General features: G+C 61.4%; 21 protein-coding genes. 4 read left to right on the top strand and 17 right to left on the bottom strand.

Annotation, left to right across the window (positions count from 1 at the left end; all coding sequences use genetic code 11):
* Positions 1-99 precede the first annotated feature (99 nt).
* Positions 100-870 carry a CPBP family intramembrane glutamic endopeptidase gene (locus HCO70_RS07410; protein ID WP_172294513.1) on the top strand — a complete coding sequence of 257 codons (771 nt, stop codon included), beginning with the start codon at positions 100-102 and terminating at the stop codon, positions 868-870.
* Positions 871-1,218: 348 nt separating this feature from the next.
* On the opposite strand, the gene HCO70_RS07405 is transcribed toward HCO70_RS07410, so the two are convergent.
* The 14 genes from HCO70_RS07405 to HCO70_RS07340 form a co-directional block, all read right to left on the bottom strand.
* On the bottom strand, positions 1,219-2,715 hold the full coding sequence (locus HCO70_RS07405; protein WP_172294511.1) for a tripartite tricarboxylate transporter permease: 1,497 nt from the start codon (positions 2,713-2,715) through the stop codon (positions 1,219-1,221).
* 40 nt (positions 2,716-2,755) lie between these two features.
* Entirely contained in the window at positions 2,756-3,313 is a 558-nt protein-coding gene (locus HCO70_RS07400; protein ID WP_172294509.1) for a tripartite tricarboxylate transporter TctB family protein, read from the bottom strand.
* A complete protein-coding gene (locus HCO70_RS07395) occupies positions 3,314-4,312 on the bottom strand; it encodes a tripartite tricarboxylate transporter substrate binding protein (protein WP_172294507.1) in 999 nt (332 codons plus the stop codon).
* An 80-nt stretch (positions 4,313-4,392) separates the two neighbouring features.
* Positions 4,393-5,199, bottom strand: coding sequence for an RraA family protein (locus HCO70_RS07390; protein ID WP_172294505.1), 807 nt, complete (start codon positions 5,197-5,199; stop codon positions 4,393-4,395).
* A 30-nt stretch (positions 5,200-5,229) separates the two neighbouring features.
* Positions 5,230-5,952 carry an IclR family transcriptional regulator gene (locus HCO70_RS07385; RefSeq protein ID WP_172294503.1) on the bottom strand — a complete coding sequence of 241 codons (723 nt, stop codon included), beginning with the start codon at positions 5,950-5,952 and terminating at the stop codon, positions 5,230-5,232.
* A gap of 408 nt (positions 5,953-6,360) precedes the next feature.
* A complete protein-coding gene (locus tag HCO70_RS07380; RefSeq protein ID WP_253913131.1) occupies positions 6,361-7,269 on the bottom strand; it encodes a DMT family transporter in 909 nt (302 codons plus the stop codon).
* Entirely contained in the window at positions 7,266-8,069 is an 804-nt protein-coding gene (locus tag HCO70_RS07375; RefSeq protein WP_172294501.1) for an ABC transporter permease, read from the bottom strand. The genes HCO70_RS07380 and HCO70_RS07375 overlap by 4 nt, the downstream gene beginning before the upstream one ends.
* Entirely contained in the window at positions 8,062-8,997 is a 936-nt protein-coding gene (locus HCO70_RS07370; RefSeq protein WP_172294499.1) for an ABC transporter permease, read from the bottom strand. Before HCO70_RS07370 ends, HCO70_RS07375 begins: the two co-directional genes overlap by 8 nt.
* Positions 8,994-9,722, bottom strand: coding sequence for an ABC transporter ATP-binding protein (locus HCO70_RS07365; protein WP_172294497.1), 729 nt, complete (start codon positions 9,720-9,722; stop codon positions 8,994-8,996). Before HCO70_RS07365 ends, HCO70_RS07370 begins: the two co-directional genes overlap by 4 nt.
* Positions 9,716-10,399: an ATP-binding cassette domain-containing protein gene (locus tag HCO70_RS07360; RefSeq protein WP_172294495.1), complete on the bottom strand. Its 684-nt coding sequence runs from the start codon at positions 10,397-10,399 to the stop codon at positions 9,716-9,718. The genes HCO70_RS07365 and HCO70_RS07360 overlap by 7 nt, the downstream gene beginning before the upstream one ends.
* Position 10,400: 1 nt before the next feature.
* Positions 10,401-11,924 (bottom strand): ABC transporter substrate-binding protein, encoded by a 1,524-nt coding sequence (locus tag HCO70_RS07355; RefSeq protein ID WP_172294493.1) that lies wholly within the window; start codon positions 11,922-11,924, stop codon positions 10,401-10,403.
* A 238-nt stretch (positions 11,925-12,162) separates the two neighbouring features.
* A complete protein-coding gene (locus HCO70_RS07350) occupies positions 12,163-13,086 on the bottom strand; it encodes a nickel/cobalt transporter (RefSeq protein WP_172294491.1) in 924 nt (307 codons plus the stop codon).
* Positions 13,068-13,742, bottom strand: a complete 675-nt coding sequence (locus HCO70_RS07345) for a DUF1007 family protein (RefSeq protein WP_172294489.1) — start codon at positions 13,740-13,742, stop codon at positions 13,068-13,070. Before HCO70_RS07345 ends, HCO70_RS07350 begins: the two co-directional genes overlap by 19 nt.
* Before the next feature lie 271 nt (positions 13,743-14,013).
* Entirely contained in the window at positions 14,014-15,081 is a 1,068-nt protein-coding gene (locus HCO70_RS07340) for a zinc ABC transporter substrate-binding protein (protein ID WP_172294487.1), read from the bottom strand.
* Between the two features lie 47 nt (positions 15,082-15,128).
* Between HCO70_RS07340 and HCO70_RS07335 the strand changes: the two genes are divergently transcribed.
* On the top strand, positions 15,129-15,644 hold the full coding sequence (locus tag HCO70_RS07335; RefSeq protein WP_253913130.1) for a Fur family transcriptional regulator: 516 nt from the start codon (positions 15,129-15,131) through the stop codon (positions 15,642-15,644).
* 118 nt (positions 15,645-15,762) lie between these two features.
* Here the strand turns inward: HCO70_RS07335 and HCO70_RS07330 are convergent, their stop codons facing one another.
* From HCO70_RS07330 to zigA, 3 genes are all read right to left on the bottom strand, one after another.
* On the bottom strand, positions 15,763-15,990 hold the full coding sequence (locus tag HCO70_RS07330) for a DUF6525 family protein (protein ID WP_253913129.1): 228 nt from the start codon (positions 15,988-15,990) through the stop codon (positions 15,763-15,765).
* A 68-nt stretch (positions 15,991-16,058) separates the two neighbouring features.
* Positions 16,059-16,682, bottom strand: coding sequence for a DUF1826 domain-containing protein (locus HCO70_RS07325; RefSeq protein WP_172294481.1), 624 nt, complete (start codon positions 16,680-16,682; stop codon positions 16,059-16,061).
* Entirely contained in the window at positions 16,682-17,902 is a 1,221-nt protein-coding gene (zigA, locus tag HCO70_RS07320) for a zinc metallochaperone GTPase ZigA (protein WP_172294479.1), read from the bottom strand. Before zigA ends, HCO70_RS07325 begins: the two co-directional genes overlap by 1 nt.
* 290 nt (positions 17,903-18,192) lie before the next feature.
* Here zigA and HCO70_RS07315 point away from each other — a divergent pair, with 290 nt between their 5' ends.
* Entirely contained in the window at positions 18,193-18,579 is a 387-nt protein-coding gene (locus HCO70_RS07315) for a hypothetical protein (protein WP_172294477.1), read from the top strand.
* A gap of 40 nt (positions 18,580-18,619) precedes the next feature.
* A complete protein-coding gene (locus HCO70_RS07310) occupies positions 18,620-20,020 on the top strand; it encodes a PepSY domain-containing protein (protein ID WP_172294475.1) in 1,401 nt (466 codons plus the stop codon).
* Positions 20,021-20,026 lie beyond the last annotated feature (6 nt).

Genomic DNA, 20,026 nt, shown 5'->3' with positions numbered 1-20,026 from the left:
GTCCAGCCCCCGCCGCATTTCACCTGCCCGCCCTCGTCTTGACAAGAACCATTTCGAAACGCATCGTTTCTATATTACCAGCCAACTCCGGGGCCAGCCATGCAAGCCCTTCGCGTCTTCGCCGAAACCCGTCCGCTACTGTTCGTGATCCTGCTCGCAATTTTGCAGCCGGTACTCGCGGTTCCTTTCGTGGTGGCCACCAAGATACTCGGCATCGAGCTGACGCCGCTCCGCCTTATCATCCCGGCGGCGCAATCGGCCTTCATCCTGTGGTTCATCTGGGCAATGGGCTGGTGGCAGAAAGGTGGCTTCTCGGGGCCGGTGCGCAACGTCCACCTGCTGATCTACCCCGCCCTCGTGCTGTTCCTTCCCGCACTGCTCTACGGCACGGTTGATATCCCCGCAGGCTGGCAGTTCTTCTATTTCCTTGCCGTACTGGCCACCGGGATCAGCGAAGAAGGGTTCGCCCGCGGTATCGCGGTCCCGGTCCTGATGAAATACGGCAAATGGGGTGCGGTCCTGATTGCAGCCGCGATCTTCAGCGCCGGCCACCTGACCAAAGCCTTCTTCGAGTCATTCTCGATGCTGGAATGGATCGACAAGTTCGGCGCAACCTTCGGTTTCGCAGTCCTCTATGGCGCCCTCTTCCTCAGGACGGCCAGCCTGTTGCCCCTGATCTTCCTCCACACACTGGCCGACTACATCTACCTGACATCGGGCACTGCGGGCCCGTACACCGCTGAACCGTTGGGCATCGGTATCCACATGATGATCTCCGCTGCGAATATCGCAGTCGGGATCTTCCTGCTTCGCGGTGTCAGGCAGGAAAATTTGCCCATTTCGGCCAATCCAGTCCCGGCACCGCCCTGAAGCGGTCACCCTTTGGTTTCACCACATAAAACGAAGTCATGTCTCGGATGCTCACTTCGCACCAACTCGCTATCAGCGCCGGTAATCCGTTCAAACATACACTTGCGCCGAAAGAAGTAATTGGTCTTCCGCGGCACAGAACTTCGGCAGCGAATATGGCACAGGTACTGCAGGTCGCAGATTTACTACCAATACCGTCTGGCCGAGCCATCCTCCCGTCGGCCAAAGTTTCACCTGCGGCGGATTTTTCGGCAATCTCTTCCGACTATTTCCAAACCCACACGCACACCGGTTTACCGTTCGAAAGAAACTGTACTGCCAACTTGGTTCGATGAGGATTTTTCGTCCTCAGGCAGATACCTTCCACCGCTCCTTCCGCACACGAAGCAACAGGGCTGCGATCCCGAGCGCGAAGAAGAACAGCGCAATCGGGCGTTCCAGGAAGTAGAGGATACCGCTATCATCGAGAAGGAAAGTCTGCCTCAGGGCGCGTTCCAAACCTGGGCCGAGAATGAACGCGATGATGAAGGCGGGCGGACTCATCCCGATGCGCTTCATCAGGAACCCGAGCAGACCGAAGACCGTCATCAGCACCATATCGAAGATTTCCTGCTCAGTCGAATATACGGCGATGTAACAGGTCAGGAAGATGATCGGATAAACGACCTGCGCTGGGATCTTCGCGATCAGGCGGCCGAGATGGGCCGCCCCCCAGTAGCCGACCACGAAATAGGTAACGATGCACAGCAGCCCCGCCGCGAAGACGCCGTAAATCAGGTCGTGAGAGGTCTCGAAAACACGCGGTCCGATCTCGACACCGTGGATCAGCATGACGCCGGAAAGCAGCGCCGCCGCGGTGCTGCCGGGAATGCCCAAAGTCAGCAGCGGGATCAGGTTCGACCCAGAGGTCGCGTTGTTGGCCGCTTCTGCCGCAGCGATGCCCTCGATCTCGCCCTTCCCCCAGGTTTCCGGCGTCTTCGACCGGCGTTTGGCTTCGGAATAGGCCACAAAGCTTGCCACGACAGATCCCAGCCCGGGCAGGATGCCAACGCCGGATCCGATGACCTGAGACCGGCAAATCGTGGGTAAGACTCGCTTGTATTCGGCCCAGGTCAGCCGGCTGTCATCCGGGCATCGCGGCGTCCCCGCAATGGCGTCACGGGCATTTTCGACCACGGCGTTGCCGACCTTCTCGAAGACTTCCGACAAGACGAAGACGCCCAGCAGCACGGGGACAAGTCCAAACCCGTCATAAAGGTGGAACGAGCCGAAAGTGAAACGTTCGCCAGCGGTGATCGGGTCAGATCCGACCAGCGACAACAACAGGCCAAGGATCACACTCAGCAAGCCCGTCAGCACCGATTTCCCCAGCAGCCCGCCGATGATGATGAAGGCGCAGCAATAGATCGCCACGAATTCCGGCGGCCCGAGCTTGGAGGCATAGACGGCCAGAAACGCCGCCCCGAAGATCAGCAGCAGCTCCGAAAAGAAATCGCCCTGCGCCGATGCGACGACCGCCATCCGCAACGCTTTGCCCTGCCTGCCCTGCCGTGTCAGCGGATAGCCCTCGACCTGGGTGGCGGAGGCCTGCGGCGTTCCCGGCGTGTTGAACAGGATCGCGGGAATCGAGCCGCCGAAATCCGACGACTTGCCGACCGCATAGATCATCGCCAGCGCCGGCAGCGGTCCCATGTAGAAAGTCACCGGGATCAATAGAGAGATCATGGCGCCTGAGGACAGGCCTGGAATGGCTCCGCCGATCAGGCCGACAAGCGTTCCGATGATCGTGAAGGCCACGGCCTGCCAGGACGAGAAGAGAGCGACGAAGCCGTCGACGATACCCATTACCGAGATTTCCCGAATTGAGTGGAGGGCAGCGGCCCATCTATTGCAGCCCGATGGACTGCCGGATGCGGAGCGCAAGCGAGTAGGAGTCGTACTGCAGGATCTGGCCGGGCTCCTCGAACATGCCGAGCAGCACGAAGAAAACGAACCAGTAAACCGCGACCGATACGACCGGGATCACCGCCAGCCGCACCCAGCCCCGGCCACCGAACAGGTACAGCATTGCGCTCATGGCAACGGCGGTTGGAATGGCATACTGGAACAGCCGGATCGCCCAAATATAGCCGAAGGCCACGAGGGCCAGGGCAACGAGCCGAGTCAGCGGTTGCCATGCCAGTCTGGATGCCAGTTTTCGCACCATAACTATGGCGTCCGGCAGGTTCAGGACCAGCAGAATAACGGACAGCAGACCGCCGGCGATAAGCACAAAGACAGGTAATCCGCGTGCACCGATCCCCGCATCAGTGGGCTCGACATAGATCTTCCCGACCTGGGTCGCGAAGACCCCGCAGATCAGCAAAACCAGAACCGCAACCGCGCATTGGCGGATCGGATCGGGACTCTGCTCTTCGTTCTTGTCGCCGGCAATCAAATCCATTTACTCCGAAAGGTCCGCACGCACCTCGGCCACGGTTGGCGCCCAGGCATCGGCAAGCGCCTCCAGATATGCCTTCGTGTCCGCCGCATTCCGGTAGACAACAGCCTGTTGCGCCTTCTTGGTCAGCGCCGTGAACGCGTCGTGATGCGTGGCAGCCTCGACCGCCGCCGACATGCAGTCGACAAAAGCCTGATCCGCGCCGGCCGGAGCGGCCAGGATGATGGGCGACGATGTCGGAACGAAGTCCAGTCCCTGCTCCGCCAGCGTCGGAATGTCATCCACGATCGGATCACGCTCTTCCGACAGTACACCAACAGCATGCAGCTCTTCGGAAAATGCCGGAAGGGTATGCGCACCACTTGCGGAAAAGTCGACGTCTCCCGATAGAAGAGCGTTGCGGGTTCCCGCGCCGCCGTCGAACGGTACGTCCTGGCTCATGTCCAGCAGCCCGTTCTTTTCAAGGAATGCCGTGACGCCCACATGGCTGACAGATCCACGCCCGGGATGCGACCAGCGTACTTTGTCGCCGCCTTCCGCCTTCGACCTGATGAAGTCGATCAGGTCTTGCGCCGTCTCGATTCCGCTGTCCGCCCTCACCACCAGTGCCTGGTTCGTCACGCCGAACTGGGCGATAGGCGTGAAATCGTCGAACCAGGATATCCCCTGATCGCGCAGCATGGTCGCCATCAGACCGCCGCCCATGGCCACGACCTGCAACGTCGTGCCGTCGGGGCTGGCCGCCTTGACGAACTTCATCGCCGGCACCTGCGCACCACCCGGCCGGTTGATGATAACCATCGGGTTCTCATCGAGGAATTCGGGGATCGTCGAGGCAAGGATCCGCGCATAGCTGTCGGTTCCGCCGCCGGCGCCATAGCCCACGACCACCTTGATCGGCCTGTTCAGCCCGCAGCTGTCGGCAAGCGCACTTCCCGCGCCGGCGGCCGCGATTGTAGCCCCGAGCATAAGGCCAAGGGTCCTGCGAGTAAGTTTGATCATCTGGTCCTCCCATTGCTGATCATGTCTGCAAGGACCGCCGGCACGACCCTTTAAAGGGACCACCGGCGATCCTATTAGGTTCAGGTTTCGTTGTAGCGAGCGCGGAACAGTGGTTTCAGTTCGCTGAGCGGGCTCTTGTTGCGGATCATCTCGCGCGAACGCGCCTCGGAAGCCTCGGTCTTCTGGCACTCCGCCAGGATCGTCTCGACCAGTTGCGGCGGGATCGCGCAGATGCCGGAGTCGTCGGCAACGATGAAATCGCCGGGTTCGACAAGAATATCGTGGATAGTGACCGGACCGTTCACCTCGATCGCCTCCATCCGGTATTTGCCGGTTTTTGGCGTGCCGCCTCGGCACCAGATCGGGAAATCCAATTCGCGGATCGTGTTTAAGTCGCGGACCGCACCGTCCACAACTGCTCCGGAAAGCCCCTGCATCTTGGCCACCAGACAGGACTGGCCACCCATGTTCGATGCTTCCACGTTGCCGCCGAAGTCGACGCAAAGAACATCACCCGGCTCGGCGATGTAATGGCACTCGCGGCTCGACATCTTGATCGGATCCTTGTCGAGCCCGCCCTGAGTTGGGGTTTTGCGCTCCGGGACATTGCGCAGCGTTACGGCCGTGCCGGCAATGCGCTTTCCCGGAATAAGGTTCGGTAAATGCGACTGTGCGATGGCGCCACAAATGCCATGGGCGTCCAGGCTGTCGGCCACACTGGTCGTCAGATCGGTCAATTCGAGAAAGGCCCGACGGACCTCCTCGGACACCCTTGGAAAGGCGAGGGTTCGGATGCGCTCGATTGGGACTTCGCCCCATATACGGCCCTGCTTGTCGTATTGCTCGTACTCGGCGTGTACGCGGTCACGTTCCATCAACTCGGTCATGTGTCTTCCTTCGGTGTTTGAATGCATCAGTCAGCTTGCCTTTGCGCTGGCGGACGGCCGGGTGATCAGGGTCGCCTGCTGCTGCAAAAGCGCAACGTACTGTGCCTGCATCTCTTCGCTCAGGCTGCTGCTCGGGCCGGCGAGCGTGAGGGCGCCGATCAGGTCGCCTTCGGCGGTCAGCGCCGGACAAGCGACGGCAAAGGCATCTTGTGTCAATTCCGAGACGCTCACGTCGTAACCGCACGCGCGTACTTTGGTGAGCCTCGCCTCGAAATCAGGACGCTCGGACTCGTCCATTGCGGCAAGCACCTGGGCCCGCAACGCATCGCCGCCAAATGCAAGAATGACTCGCCCCGATGCACCGGACTCAATCGGGCGCGATTGCCCCTCGCTGACAGTATAACGCAGAGCCGAACTGGGCTCGCGCTTGCAAAGAACCAGTCGTGAAATGCCGTCGGTAACCGAGAACATCGCCGTCTTCCCGGTTTCGGCCACAAGAGTGCTCAGTATGGGCCGAACCGAAGACGCCAGATCGTCATATCGGGGTTTGAGAAGTTGGCCGATACGGAAAAGGCCTGGCCCGAGGAAGTACCGGCCGGTATCCGCGTCAATGTAAAGAAAACCCCGTGATGCCAGCGTTCCCGCCAGCCGCATGATCCGGCTGTACTGCAGACCCGTGCGCTCCCGAAGGTCCACCGCCCGCAGCCCCTCATCCGTCTCAAAGCACTCCAAAAGCCGGAGGGCAGCGAGCACGGACTCTACATAACGTTCTGATTCTGCTGGCATCTCTACTCAGTAGATATTACATCTATTTCTTAGATTTAGTTGACACATGCATGCAGGCAAGTCAAGGAGACCAAGGTGTCCACGTTTCGTGACTATCGGAACAGCCTCGCGGCATAGGCAAGAAGCTTGAAACTGTTGGTGAATTTCCCGCATCTTTTTCGCAGGTCAAACTGGCTTTGCCTAATGACTGCGGCAAACCAGCTCTCGGTCCAGCATGCATTTGTGCCGGGCCCATACCGAGCAAGAACAGATTTGGCGCCTGCCGTTCGGTTCGGCGGCAATCTCAACTCTGCATTCGGCGGGCCGACTTTGAAGCAGGCATAGGCAGCCATCCACGTTCGACGAGGCTGGCAGCCGACAAAGCAACAGTGATCTTCAAGCCGCCACTGCTTTCCGGCGACTGCGCTCCAGCGCGGCGAAAGCTGCACCGCCCAACACCAATGGCAAGGCAAAGAAGAAGGCCGGCGCCAGCGGCAGGCCGAAGATCAGCAGATCTGCCAACACCGCCCAGATCAGCGCGACGTATTCGAACGGCGCAAGCCGGGAGGCTTCGGCATAGCGGAAGGCCACGGTCATCGCGATATGGGCGAAGCCGCCGAAGATGCCCGCGAGCACCAGGAACCAGAAACCCTGCGCCAAGGGCATGACCCAGCCGCCTGGCAAAGTCGCAAGCCCCGCCGCTGCCGAAGCGAGCGCGAAATAGAAGGCGATGGCGCCAGGACTTTCGTTTCTCGCCAGGCTTCGCGTCATCGCCAGCGCAAGTGCGGTCAGGATCGCGGTGATCACGCCAAGCACCAATCCGGCGAGACGTCCGTCATCAGCCACACCGCCGCCAAGTTCGGGCCAGACCAGGACGGCCACTCCCGCAAGCCCCAGCACCACGCCGCCGATGCGAAAAATCGTCATCCGCTCACCCAACAGGATCACGCCCGCAATGGCGGTCAGAACCGGCGAGAGGTAGCCGATCAGCGTCGCCTCCGCCACCGGAAGCCGCGCGATCGCGGCAAAGGACGTGAACATCGCGGCTGCCCCGAAACCGGAGCGCAGGACATGCCCCCAGGGCCTTTTCGTGCGCAATCCGGACGGAAACTCACCCCTTATCCAAAGAAACGCGATCAGCGGAATCAGTGCGAATGCAGACCGGAAAAAGACGATCTCGCCCAGCGGGACTTCTTCGCTCGTCGCTTTCACCATGACGACCATCGCGGCAAACAGAAATCCGGAGAGCAACCGCAGCAGGATGCCGCGAAAGGGCCGGTCGGTATCGATCGTGACATCCGTCAAGCGGGTGCATCCCTGTCGGTGAGCGCGTCCCGCAAGACATCGCCAGTAATGTTGATGGCAAGGACGCAAAAGACAACGGCCATACCGGGCCAGATCATCTGAAGCGGAGTGGACCGTATGTGAACCCTCGCATCCAGCAGCATAGTGCCCCATTCCGGCGTGGGCGGCTGCACCCCAAATCCCAGGAAGCCGAGCGCCGAAATGCCGAGGATGGCGCGCGCCAGCATCCCGGTCCACACCACGGTGAGAGAGGGTACCAGCGCCGGAACGTAATGCCATCGCGCGATCGCCGGGCCAGACAACCCGGCCAGTTGCGCTTGCACGACATGCCCGCGCGTGGCCAGACCAAGTCCGATCCCGCGGGCGACCCTGGCGTATCGCATCCAGCCGGTAACGGTCAGCGCGAATATTAGGCTACTGGTGCCCGCACCCAGCACGCCAGCCACGACGACCGCGGCCACCAAGTCGGGGAAGGCCAGGAAGATATCGGTCACTCGCATTACAGCCCAATCGACGGTCCGGCCGCCCATCGCCGCGACAAGGCCAAGAACGCTGCCCGCGATCAGCCCGATGGTCGAGACCAGAAAAGCCAGCCCCAAAGACCAGCGCGCGCCGTGAAGCAGCCGCGACAGGATGCAACGCCCCATCGCATCCGTGCCCAACAGATACTCTCCACCCGGCGGCGCGAGGCGATTGGGTATGTCGATCGCGTTGGGCGGGTTCGGAGCAATGAATGGCCCGAATACGGCCAGCGCAGCAAGGATCCCCACCACGATCAAGACGGGCAACAACTCACGCATCACGGGTTCCGATCCTCGGATCCACGAGGCGGTAGAGCAGATCGGTCAGCAGGTTGACCGTGACGAACAGGATCGCGGTCAGCATCACCACGGCCTGAACCTTGGGAAAATCCCGCGCCTGGATCGCGTGTATCAGGAAACCGCCAAGACCCGGGCGCGCGAAGATGACCTCGACCATCACAGCGCCTTCCAGCAGGAAGGCCAGTTCCAGACCGGCGACCGTCAGAACCGGGATCGCGGCATGGGGTGCGACGTGAGAAAACGCGCGCTCGCGGGGTCCGACACCGCGGCGGGCAAGTGCAGGTAGGAACGGCGCGCCTTTGGCTTCAAGCAACGCGGACCGTAGAATGCGGGTCAGGGAAGCGGCAACGCCCAGTCCCAGCGTCAGGCCCGGCAGGACCAGATGCGCCGCGGATCCCGTTCCCATGGCGGGAAACCACAGGAGCTTGACTGCGAAGGCCAGGATCAGAAGAAGCGCAAGCCAATAGGCTGGCATGGCGGCACCTAGCGAAGCCAGAGCCACCGCGCCGCGGTCGATCCAGCCGCCCGGATGGCGTACGGCGAGGATTGCCAGCGGGATCGACAACGCAAGGCCGATGAGTAGTCCCATAAGAGCCAGCGGCAGAGTGAGCAGGATTGCCGTGCGCAACTCGGGCCAGATCGGCCGTCCGGACACCGAAGAATTGCCAAGATCTCCCGAAAGCAGGGGTGTGATCCAATGGCTGAACGCCGTCCAGAACCCGGCATCCAGGCCGGACTCAGTCCGGATTCGGTCTACCACATCAGCAGATACAACCGAATCGTAACGTGCCACCGCAATGGTCAGCGCCGGGTCGCCGGGCGCATGCCATAGCAGGATGAAGGTCAGTATCGCGGTGCCCGAAAGCACCACGACCGAGCGCAGCAGCAATTCCGCGGCGCCGTTCATGCGGCGCGGTGCTCCAAGGCACCCAGCGCGACGGCCGCATTCACCAGGCTCTGTCCATAACTGCTTTGCGGGTTGCGGAAGAAGACATCAGCGTCCGCGGCTTCCTCGATGCGACCTTCCCGCAGAACGGCGATGTTCTCGGCATGGGCGGCGGCATAACCGAGGTCATGTGTGACGATCAAAGCCGCGAACCCTTCCTCGCGCTGAATCGCGCTAATCAGCCGGGCGGTGTGTTTCTGGGTGGCGGCGTCAAGTGCAGAGAGCGGTTCGTCGAAAAGGATCAACGGCGGCGCAGCGATCAGGGCCCGAAGCACTCCGGCTCGCTGCGCTTGTCCGATGGATATCTGATTGGGCCTTCGAGCAAGGAGGTCCGGTTCGAGTTCAAGCCCCCGGCACAACCGGAAAAAGCGGTCCTGATCCTCTGGCAAACCACGGGCCCGTAGTGGTTCGCAGACGGACCGCCTTAGGGTAAGCCGGGAATTGAATGCCGCCCGCGGCTCCTGCATCACAAGAGCCACAGCGCCGCGTGCGATGGGTCGTCCATCCCAGGAAACCATGCCGTGTTCCGGATTGATGAGGCCCAGAACAGAGGCGATCAGCGTAGACTTGCCGGCACCGCTTTCCCCCAGAACTGCCAAGGTCTTGCCCGGCGCAAGCGACAGGGAAACGTCGCGCAGGACCTCACGCCCGCCGCGCCGCACCGTCAGCCGCTCGACCGTCAGCATGGCAATACCGCCCAGTTACGATGCGCGACCAGTGATTGCGCTGGCGAACTGACAGGTCGCGCAAGAAGGTCTGCTGTCGCCGCCTGCTCGACCACACGGCCCTCGTGCATAACCATCAGATGGGCCGCCCGCGCGGCGGCGAGGCCGAGGTCGTGTGTCACAATCAAAAGCGTGGTCCCGGTCTCGGCAATGTGATGCTCCACGAGGCTCAGGGTTGCGGCCGCGATCACCGGGTCGAGCGCCGATGTCGGCTCGTCGAGTATCAGAAGCGCTGGCTGCGCAAGCAAAGCAACTGCGATTACGAAACGCTGCTGCATCCCCCGGCTCCAGGCCCATGGGCGGACATTCAGGGATTGCCCCTGCAGCCGGAGCGCCCGGAACAGGTCGCCCTTCCGGGCAGGGTCGGGCGCGATGCCCAACGCGCGTTCCGCCTGCCGCCAGTGGAACGCCAAGGTGCGCAGCGGATCGAGCGCCTCATCCGGGCTTTGCGGCACATGCGCAACGGCAATGCCCTCGGCCTGAAGGCGGTCGATCAGCGCATAGCACAGCGTCGACTTGCCCGAGCCGCTTGGGCCGACGAGCCCGATACGGCTGCCTTGCGGCAGGGAAAGATTTGTCGGATGCAGAATGGTTCGGCCTGCCCGCACCGCGGACAGACCGTCGACATGAATCGTCACGTCAGTTTGCCCACCGGACCTCGGGCGTCATCCAGTAGGTGATTGCGGGGTGAACCTCGAAACCTTCCAGCCCATCCCGCGCCACGCTTACCTGAGAGGCGTGGAACACCGGGATAAGCGGCACGTCTTCTGCGATGATCGCCTGCACCTTCTCATAGATCGCCTTACGCTCGGCAGTGTCGAAGGCCTGCCGCCCCTGTGCCAGAAGCGCGTCGAGTTCGGGGTTCGAATAGCCACCGATATTGCTGTCCGCTTCGCTGTGAAGCACCGCGCCGGGGAAGTAAGCCGGATCGCCCGAAGGAGCGACGCCCCAAGCCTGCAGGTGCATGTCCGCCGCGCCCGAAGCTATGGCTTCGTTGTTCGCACCCCATTCGCCGATGGACACCCGTGATTGTATCCCGATGGCGGACAGGTAGGCTTGGATCAGTTCCGCAGTCGGTGGCAGCGCGGCACGCGAGGAATAGGTCACTATGTCGATCGCCAGCGGCTCGCCGTTGAGCATCCACTGCCCGCCGTCTTTCACCGCTCCTGCCTCGGCCAGCAGTGCTTCTGCGGCCGCGGGGTCATAAGTCGGAGCGATATCGGCCGCCCAGGGCATGAGCGAGGGATATATCGTTCCCGCCGGGACGCCGCCCACGCCGGACAGGGCCGCATCGACAATGCCTTGCCGGTCGATGGCCAGCGACACCGCCCGGCGAATGCGCGCATCCGCAAGCGGACCGTTCGTGGCGTCGATATCGAGCCAGTAAAGCTGCACCGTAGGCGCGGTCAGACCCTGTGCGCCACCCGCCGTGATCCGCTCGAAATCCGTCTCGGGATAATTGATGACCAGGTCGACGTCGCCGGCTTCGAATGCCAGCGCTGCCGCTGCCGGGTCGGTGACCGTCAGGGCCCTCACCTCGGCAATGCCCGGCGCGCCGTCGCGATAGGCCGGATTGGCCTCGACGCGGTAAAGCTGGTCGGGTACCGCCTCCTTGAAAATGAAAGGACCGGTGGCGTTGATCGGATAGGCCTCAGACGGAGCGCCCATAACAACGACGCCGGGCTCGGTCAGGATCCAGGGGAAGGCCGCGTTGGGCTCTTTCGTGATGAAGATCACGGCGCCATCCCCGTCGGCCTCCATTTCTGCGATCCCCAGCAGGCCCGCGTTGCGCGGGTTATGGAATTCGGAAGTATCGTCAAGGATTGGCGCGATGCTGTCGATAACCGCCTGGGCGGTCACGGGCGTGCCGTCGTGAAAGGTCAGACCCTCGCGCAATATGATGCGCCAAGTCGTATCGTCGACCTGCTCGATGCTCTTGGCGAGCCGCGGATAAAGATCCATCTCGACCGTCAGACCCATCAGGGTCTCGGTAACACCGGCCTGGTTCGACAGCCATCCGTTATAGCGGATGCGCGGGTCGGGGACCTCGGCCGTAGGACCGCTGAGGTAGGCGATGGTCAGACTGCCCTCTCGCGCCTCGGTCGGCTGCGCCAGGGGCAGTATAAAGGCCGTCAGAACGGCAAGTGTGATGGATCGCAGCACCGCGAATCTCCATGTTACGTTATTACATATCGGCTAGTTACCTGAGGGCCGATAGTCAACAGAAACGGGAGATCTGGTCATAGGTATCTGTGTGCCGCTTTCGGATCGGTCCCGAACAGTCCCTGCAGGCCCGCACAACAGCGGACCGTCAAACTTGGGGTGACCGAAACCAGGGGTATGTCGAATAGCATTTGGCCACCGTTCCGCGCACAGTCGGAACCGGGGAAGGGTCGCAAGGTCAGAGCATGGAAACCGACGTGATCGCAATTAACGTTCCTGCGCCGACTTCGAACCAGGGCATGAGTGCGCGAGCCCATTCGGCGTCACCAAAGGATAACAGAGTACTCTCTCGGGTCAGCGTGCTTGCCACGGCAATGCTAACAGTGACGGCCGCAGTTCCGGCGGCCATGGCAAATGCGCCGGCGACGCCGGCCAGAGGGATTCCCATATGCCAGGTCAGCAGAAGCAGAAACAGGGCCCCGGTACAGGGCCGTATGGCGATGCTGCCGATCAGCACGAGGGAGTCGCGAAGGCCGGCAGCCGACTCGACCTCGTCCAGGGTTGGGCCATGGCGATGACCGCAGGCTTGGCAGTGGCCATCGCCGGAGTCGTGATGATGGTCATTCCCGTGTCCGTGGTGATGACCGCAGTCGAGTTCGACCTGCTGACGCTTGCGCCTCAGCTTCAATGCACCGCGCCCCGCCAGCCATACGCCGACGGCACCAATGGCGACAAGGCTCGCCGGTGACAACATGTTCTCCGCGGCGTCGGTCATCTGCAATCGATCCCAGCCAAGGACCAGAAGCGCACCGTAGACCAGCACCACCGCCGTCACGGCCTGCCCCAATGATGATAGCAGCGCGATGCCCGAAAGCTTCATTACATTCACCCGCCGCCCGACGCCGTAGCCGCCGATCAGCACCTTGCCGTGGCCTGGCCCGACCGCATGCGCGAAACCGTAAGCGAAGCACAGTGCCATCATCCAGGCGAGTGCTCCGGGTTCCTTCGCCCGAAGCGACCGCAATGCGGCAGCCAGCCCGTTCTGGAAATCCCGTTGCCAGGCACTCGCCCACATGACCAGATCAGTATACAGGCCCGCATTAAGCATCCAGGCAATCAGGCCCACGGATAGAACGGGAAGGATCAGGAACCAGCGTTGCATAACAGTGTAAAAGCATCCGCGAACAGAACGCCTATGTCCGGCACCTCGACGACTTCGAATGGATCGCCGGTCACATCTATAGCGGCGAGCTGATCGCCGTATTCCTGTTGGGCTTTTGCTTTGTCAGCAGCATCGCGCACGATCCGGCAGTCGTCCCGCCCCACGATGCCGGGTTCCGTGGGAACCTCATAGGCAACGAAGTAGGTCGGATCGTAGGAACGCGCGACGACAGAATCCGCCTTTGGATCAAACGCGGGGCTCAACATTCGTGTGTGCGAAGTCGTTATGCGTCCGTTGTCGTAATGCGCTTCGTGCTCGATTGGTCCGGAAAGCGGCACCGCTTCGCCTTTCCACTCGACCGTGAAATCTCCGGGATAGCCTGCCTCCCAGTCGACGTCATGCCCGGCGAAGGCATCGAGCCGGTCCTGCTCGGGCGTACCGTCCCCGTCGCTGTCGAGTTCGTTTTCCTCGATCATCAGCAATGAATAGAAATCGTCATAAGTCCAATCGATCGCGACCGCCGTCAGCAAGCCCGCCTCGTCAAAAACGAAGCGAAATGCCGTGTCGATGAAGATATGCGGGTGGGCTGATGCGCCGAATGGCACAACCGCAGAGGCGACGGCTATCAAACAAGCTGGAAGCGCCGGGCTGGTCATACGGCAACCACTATTCCCACCACCATCGGCTCGCAATGGAACAGTCTCGGTCCGGCCATCGTCCGCGCATGTCCTGCTTTCCGTCCAATGAACGCACAAAGCCATTTCGCGTATCACGTGTAAGAGGCTCCGGACAGTTTCAAGATCAGGACCAAGGGCAGGCAATGGCCCTGATGCGACACTATTGAAAAAGGTATCCACTCTCATCGTAACAACTGTGCCAAAAGATTGGCGGTGTGCGGGGAAGAGGCCCCGCACACCGCCGATCGCATCAGGACAGGCAATCGGTCAGGCTGTCCGCAAGCTGGTCGAGCAATTGAGGATACAGATCCGGCCCGGGGGTCAGATCAGCCCCGAGAGGGTCAAGAATGCCGGTTTTTGCATCCACATCCTGAAACACAGTCTTCAACAGCCCAGGATTAAACTGCGGCTCTGCGAAGGCGCAGCTGATTTGCAGTTCGTCGACCTTATGCTGGATCTCCTCGATCCGGGCCGGGCTAGGATCAGATGCATCGCCAAGCGAAATCGCGCCCGCGGCAGGGAAATCGAACCGGTTCTCGAAATACTGATAGGCGTCGTGGAAGACCACGAAATTCGCACCGCGCACAGCCTCCAGATCCGCGCCGATCTCTTCAATGAGCTCTGAGATCTCCGCCCTGCCCGCTTCGGCATTCGCGCGGTAGGTTTCGGCGTTCTCCGGATCGAGCGTGGAGAGTTCCTCTGCGATCACGCTCAACCAGACGCGCGCGTTTTCCGGATCCAGCCAGGCATGCGGGTCGTGGCCGTGGTGATGATGTTCATGCTCGTCATGGTCATGGTCTTCTGCATGCTCCTCGCCCTCGTGCTCCTCACCGTCATGCTCGTCGTGATCCTCGCCCTCGGCCGCCTCGCCATGGTCGTGATCGTGGTCGTCACCCTCGGATTCCTCATCATGGCCATTGTGGCCATCGTGGTCGCCATGGTCGTGATCATGTGCCTCGAACGTCGCGCCCTCGCGGAATTCCAGTTCGGTCGTGCCTTCGGTTTCGAGCAACTCGACCGACTTCGCACCTGTGGCCAGCGTGGACAGCGGATCGACCAGCCAGGGCTCCAGTTCCTCACCCACCCAGAACACGGCGCCAGCCTCTTGGAGCGACTCGGCCTCCGACGGGCGCAGAGAATAGCCATGAGGTGAGGCACCGGGCTGAACGATCAAATCCGGCGTCCCCAGCCCTTCCATTACGATGGCTACAAGCGAGTGAACCGGAGGAATGTCAGCGGCAACGGAGGGAACTTCCGCACCCGCCGCCGACGCAAGCGTCACTGCGGTCATGGCCGCGGGTATCGCTATCTTATTCATCTTTACTTCCTTTTGGTTGAACGGCGTTGCGGGTCGCTATATATGTTATGTTATTACATATCAATACCACCAGCGACTGGCAAATGACAGCACGCCTCTCCAACGGAGACCAACGAAGCGAGTACGTATCCGCTGCCATTCTGGCGGCCCAAGAATACTGTCGAGACAACCGGCTTCAATTCACCGACACGCGTCGGAGAGTCCTTGAAATCCTGCTCGAAGCCGAACTGCCCTTGGGCGCATATGCGATCCTCAGCCAACTGAATGACGAAGGATTTGGATCGCAGCCGCCGGTCGCCTACCGCGCACTGGATTTCCTGGAGAGCAACGGTTTCGTACATAAGGTCGATCGGCTGGCGGCATATGTGGCCTGCGCCAATCCGCATCAGCCCCACTCCCCCTCATTCCTGATCTGCCGGAATTGTGGTTCTGTCCAGGAAGCGCGCATCACATCTCCGCACAGAGCGGTGCGGGCCGCCGCTCGCGCGGGAGGTTTTCGCATTGAAAGGGAGAGTATCGAGGCTGTCGGCATCTGCGCCAGTTGCAGTTCTTCCGGGCATTAAGCAAGCTCAGAAATTCTTCGAGAATACCATCTCCACGGAAGGCGCTGATCGACACAGATCGGGTTGTTGGCGTTGACGCGATATGCATGCAATAGCAGCACGCCTTGCTCGGATAAGCCTAGTCGGCTTCCGTAGCAGGATGGTCTCCACCCCAGATACGTATCGCATCCCGCGCAATCTGCCGACGTTCGAGACGTGACATCCTTTCCGCCGCAACATCCACGTCACCATCGCTGAGGCGGAGCGCCTTGTCCCAGAGCTGTAGGGTGGAGGCTGCCGACCAGGGAAGAATTGCGTCCGACAGCCAGCGGCGCAGGTCCATCGGCAGACGGTCATAAGCGGCCATCGGGTCAACCGACCGCTTCCGGCGCCGAAGCGTCGTCGCTGTGTTATGCGCTCTTCGCAGACACGACATCAGTTCAAAGCACCTACAGGATCAATGACCAGTAAGAGCCGTGTCTCGCCGCTGCCCTCGATCGGCGGCGACCGATGGAGCAGGCCCGGTTCGGACGATCCTGGCCACATGCGTCCGCGGACTATTGCAACGTCACCAGTCGTCATGTCGGTCAAAAGTTGCGGTTCACTCCCTATGCGCGGCGCAGCGAACTCTGTCCCCCGACCCCGGTAGGTGCAGAGCAACCGTGCAGGCACATTGTCCATATGGAACCGGCGGCATGCATTGTCCGATACGGCATTCAGCCGAAGCCGTATCGTCGGTGAGTCCATTAGCTGCGAAAAGAGCGATGCGAGCATGGTCACATCCTCTTGCAGTGCCGCCCGCTCTGCCCCCTCCGGAACTCCGAAGCTGTCGCACGCACAGTCGACGGCTTCTCCCACGCGCAATGAATCGACGGTCATACGCAGTTCCGGCAGCAGCGGCCCCGGCAATGCCTCGATCCAGGCCCGGAAACCCGGCTCCAGCTTCCTCTGCCAGATTGCCGCACCGCATCCGGTGGAATGAATGGCGTGCAACGTGTCCGGCCCTGCCCCGGTAACAATCTGCTGCGCGACCGTTTCTTCGGCAAACTGCAGCTGCATCAGGCTGCCTCCGGCGCCCGCCGCCAACCGGGGAAAGGATCTGGAAGATCGCTCCAGTCCGCCGGAGAAAATTCGGTATCAGAGCCCACAAGCGCCTCGTCCAGCGCCCGCGTGATCGCCGCCTTGTCCATGCCGGCGCCAATGAAGACCAGTTCCTGTCTCCTGTCGCCGTATGGTTCCAACCAGTGACGCTTAAGGTAGTCGATCGCCTGAGGATGGCTTGGCCAGCGTTCCGTCGGGACCGCAGCCCACCAGATCCCCATCGGCCGGATCGACCCGATCGCCCCGGCCAGGGAATATTCTGCCAGCCAGTCCGGTCGGGTCGCGATCCAGAAATGCCCTTTTGCCCGTATCACGCCAGGTAGCGGCCCATTCAGAATTTCATGCACACGCTGGGGATGGAACGGACGCTTGGCACGATAGACGAATGAGGACACACCATATTCCTCGGTCTCTGGAACGTGTTCGGCGAAACCGTAGAGTTCCTTGACCCACAATGGATGCTCGTGCGCTGTATCGAAGTCGAACAGACCGGTGTCAAAAATCCGATCCTGGGGAACGCTACCGTAGTCCGTCTCGATAATCTGCGCATCCGGATTCAGGGCGGTCACGATCTTCCGCGCTGCGTCAAGGCGCTCCGGCCCGGCATCGGTGATCTTGTTGAGGATCACCACGTCGGCGAATTCGATCTGGTCGACCAGCAGGTCCACCAATGTCCGGTCGTCGGCGTCCCCCAGGCTTTCGCCGCGATCCTTCAGGAAATCGTGGCTTCCATAATCTTTCAGGAGGTTCACGGTGTCCACGACCGTCACCATAGTGTCGAGCCGCGCAACATCGGACAGGCTTTCACCTGCCTCGTCACGGAACTCGAAGGTCGCGGCAACCGGCAGCGGTTCGGATATCCCGGTCGACTCGATCAGCAGGTAGTCGAACCGCCCCTCATCTGCCAGACGCCTTACCTCCTGAAGCAGGTCGTCCCGCAAGGTGCAGCAGATGCAGCCATTGGTCATCTCGACCAGTTTCTCTTCGGTTTGGCTCAAACCTGCACCGCCATCGCGCACGAGATCGGCATCGATATTCACTTCCGACATATCGTTCACGATGACGGCCACGCGGCGGCCCTCACGGTTGTTCAGGACGTCGTTCAGCAAGGTTGTCTTTCCCGCACCGAGAAAGCCGGACAGAACGGTTACGGGCAGGCGGTTGTCAGTAGGTAGCATAGCTCATCATATGTTATGTAATAACATCGCATTTTTAGCAGACATGAAGGCGGATGCAAATGCAATCTGACATAGAGGGTTTCGGCACCTTCCTGCCAGAGAATGTATCGCGCTGCGACCTTCCCTCGTTGCAGGCACCGAATGTCGGTTTTCCGTGGCGCGCTTGCCGGAGGAGTCATCCGATCCCCTGCGCTTGAGGTTCATGGCAAGTGCCATGCTTCGGATTTGCTGAGGGCACGTCTCACGTTGCCGTTGACCTTGGATCCGTCCTGATCTTACCAAGGTCGGCAATGGCCGATACTTGGACACAGTTTCTGCGCCGCGCGGCGCTTTGGGCGATAGTCACGCCCTTTTTCCTGCTGTCGTTCCTGCCTGGTGGGGCCATGCCTGTCCAATCGGCTGACGGCCTGCTCATGGTGATCTGTACCGGCGACGGTCCGCTGGAGATCCGTGTCGATCCGGTCACGGGCGAGCCGGTCGAAAGAGATCCCCACGACGGATCTGGTACCTGCGACTGGGCGATGGCGAAGCCTGCCGTCAGCCTGGCATCGGCTCCCGATTTTCCCGCCCCGACGGTAGTTCTGGTTCCCTCGGAACCCGAGGTTCTGCCGGTCATTCGCGCAGTCGCGCGGGCCACAGGTCTGCCGCCATCGACAGGTCCTCCATCCGCTCTCTGAACCTTCGCCTTCCGAAAATTCAGAGACACGAGAGGACATCATGTCTGATGCGACCCACGGAGCTTCGGCTCCGGCGGCGGCTCATGCCGCCAACAAGTTCTATTTCATTGCCTGGCGATGGCACTTCTATGCCGGGCTTTATGTGATCCCCTTCCTCTGCTTGCTGGCCGTTACCGGCCTGGCGATGCTGTGGATCTCCTGGGCAGCCGGGATCGGCGCCGAACGCACGGCGATCTCGCCGCAGGGTGAAACACTTGCGGTGAGTAGGCTGCAGACCGCTGCCGAGGCCGCGATGCCAGGCACCCATGCCACCCAATATGTCGAACCGCTTGCCGCGGACCGAGTCGCGGTCTTCGCCGTGGCCGACGAGGCCGGCACGACCGGAGTCGCCATCGATCCCTACACGGGCGATGTGGTAAAGACCTTTGCCTGGCGGGCGGGCTGGTACGATTTCCTGACCGACATCCACGGCACGCTCCTCCTGGGCAGCTTCGGAGACAGGCTGATCGAGATCGCGGCCAGCCTTGCGATCGTGATGGTAGCGACCGGGCTCTACCTGCACTGGCCACGAAATGGCACCGGCTGGCGCCGCACGCTTGTGCCACAGCTGTCGGCAAGGGGCCGTGCATTCTGGAAATCGATCCACGGCGTGCTCGGGCTGTGGATCTCGCTGATTCTTCTCGTCTTCCTGGTATCGGGACTCAGCTGGGCTGGGATCTGGGGTGAAAAGATGGTTCAGGCCTGGAATACTTTTCCGGCGGACAAGTGGGGCGCGCCTCTGTCCGACGCGAGCCATGCCGACATGAACCATGGCGTAGCGAAGGAAGTTCCCTGGGGCCTGGAGCAGACGCCGCTGCCGGAATCCGGATCGCTCGCGGGGGTTGGCGCGATCGACGGCGAAGTGACCATCGACAATGTCACTGCATTTGCACGCGGCATCGGCTTCAGTGGACGCTTCCAGATCAACCTTCCTGCGGACGAGACCGGAGTCTGGACCATCAGCCACGACAGCATGTCGAATGACGGTCCCAACCCGGCCGCGGACCGAACGCTGCACATCGACAGGTACAGCGGCAACGTGCTGGCGGACGTTCAGTATTCCGATTACTCGGCCTATGCCAAGGCGATGGCCTGGGGCATCGCCTTCCACGAAGGCGATATGGGGATCTGGAACCTGGTCCTGAACACCTTGTTCTGTCTGTCGGTGATCGCGGTGGCCCTCTCCGGACTGGTGATGTGGTGGAAGCGGCGGCCGAATGCCGCCGCGCGTCTCGCCGCGCCGCCGAAGCCGCAAGGACTGCCATTTTGGAAGGGGGCCGCGGTGCTGGTCGTGGCACTCAGCATCCTGTTCCCGATGGCCGGGCTCGCCATCGTGTTTGTACTCATCCTGGACGCGACGCTTTTCCGCCTCGTTCCGGGCGTTAAACGTGCCCTCTCATGATAAACT

It is taken from the genome of Pseudoruegeria sp. HB172150 (assembly GCF_013184805.1).
Lineage (GTDB): Bacteria > Pseudomonadota > Alphaproteobacteria > Rhodobacterales > Rhodobacteraceae > Psychromarinibacter.
This window is presented reverse-complemented; position numbering and strand designations above follow the sequence as displayed.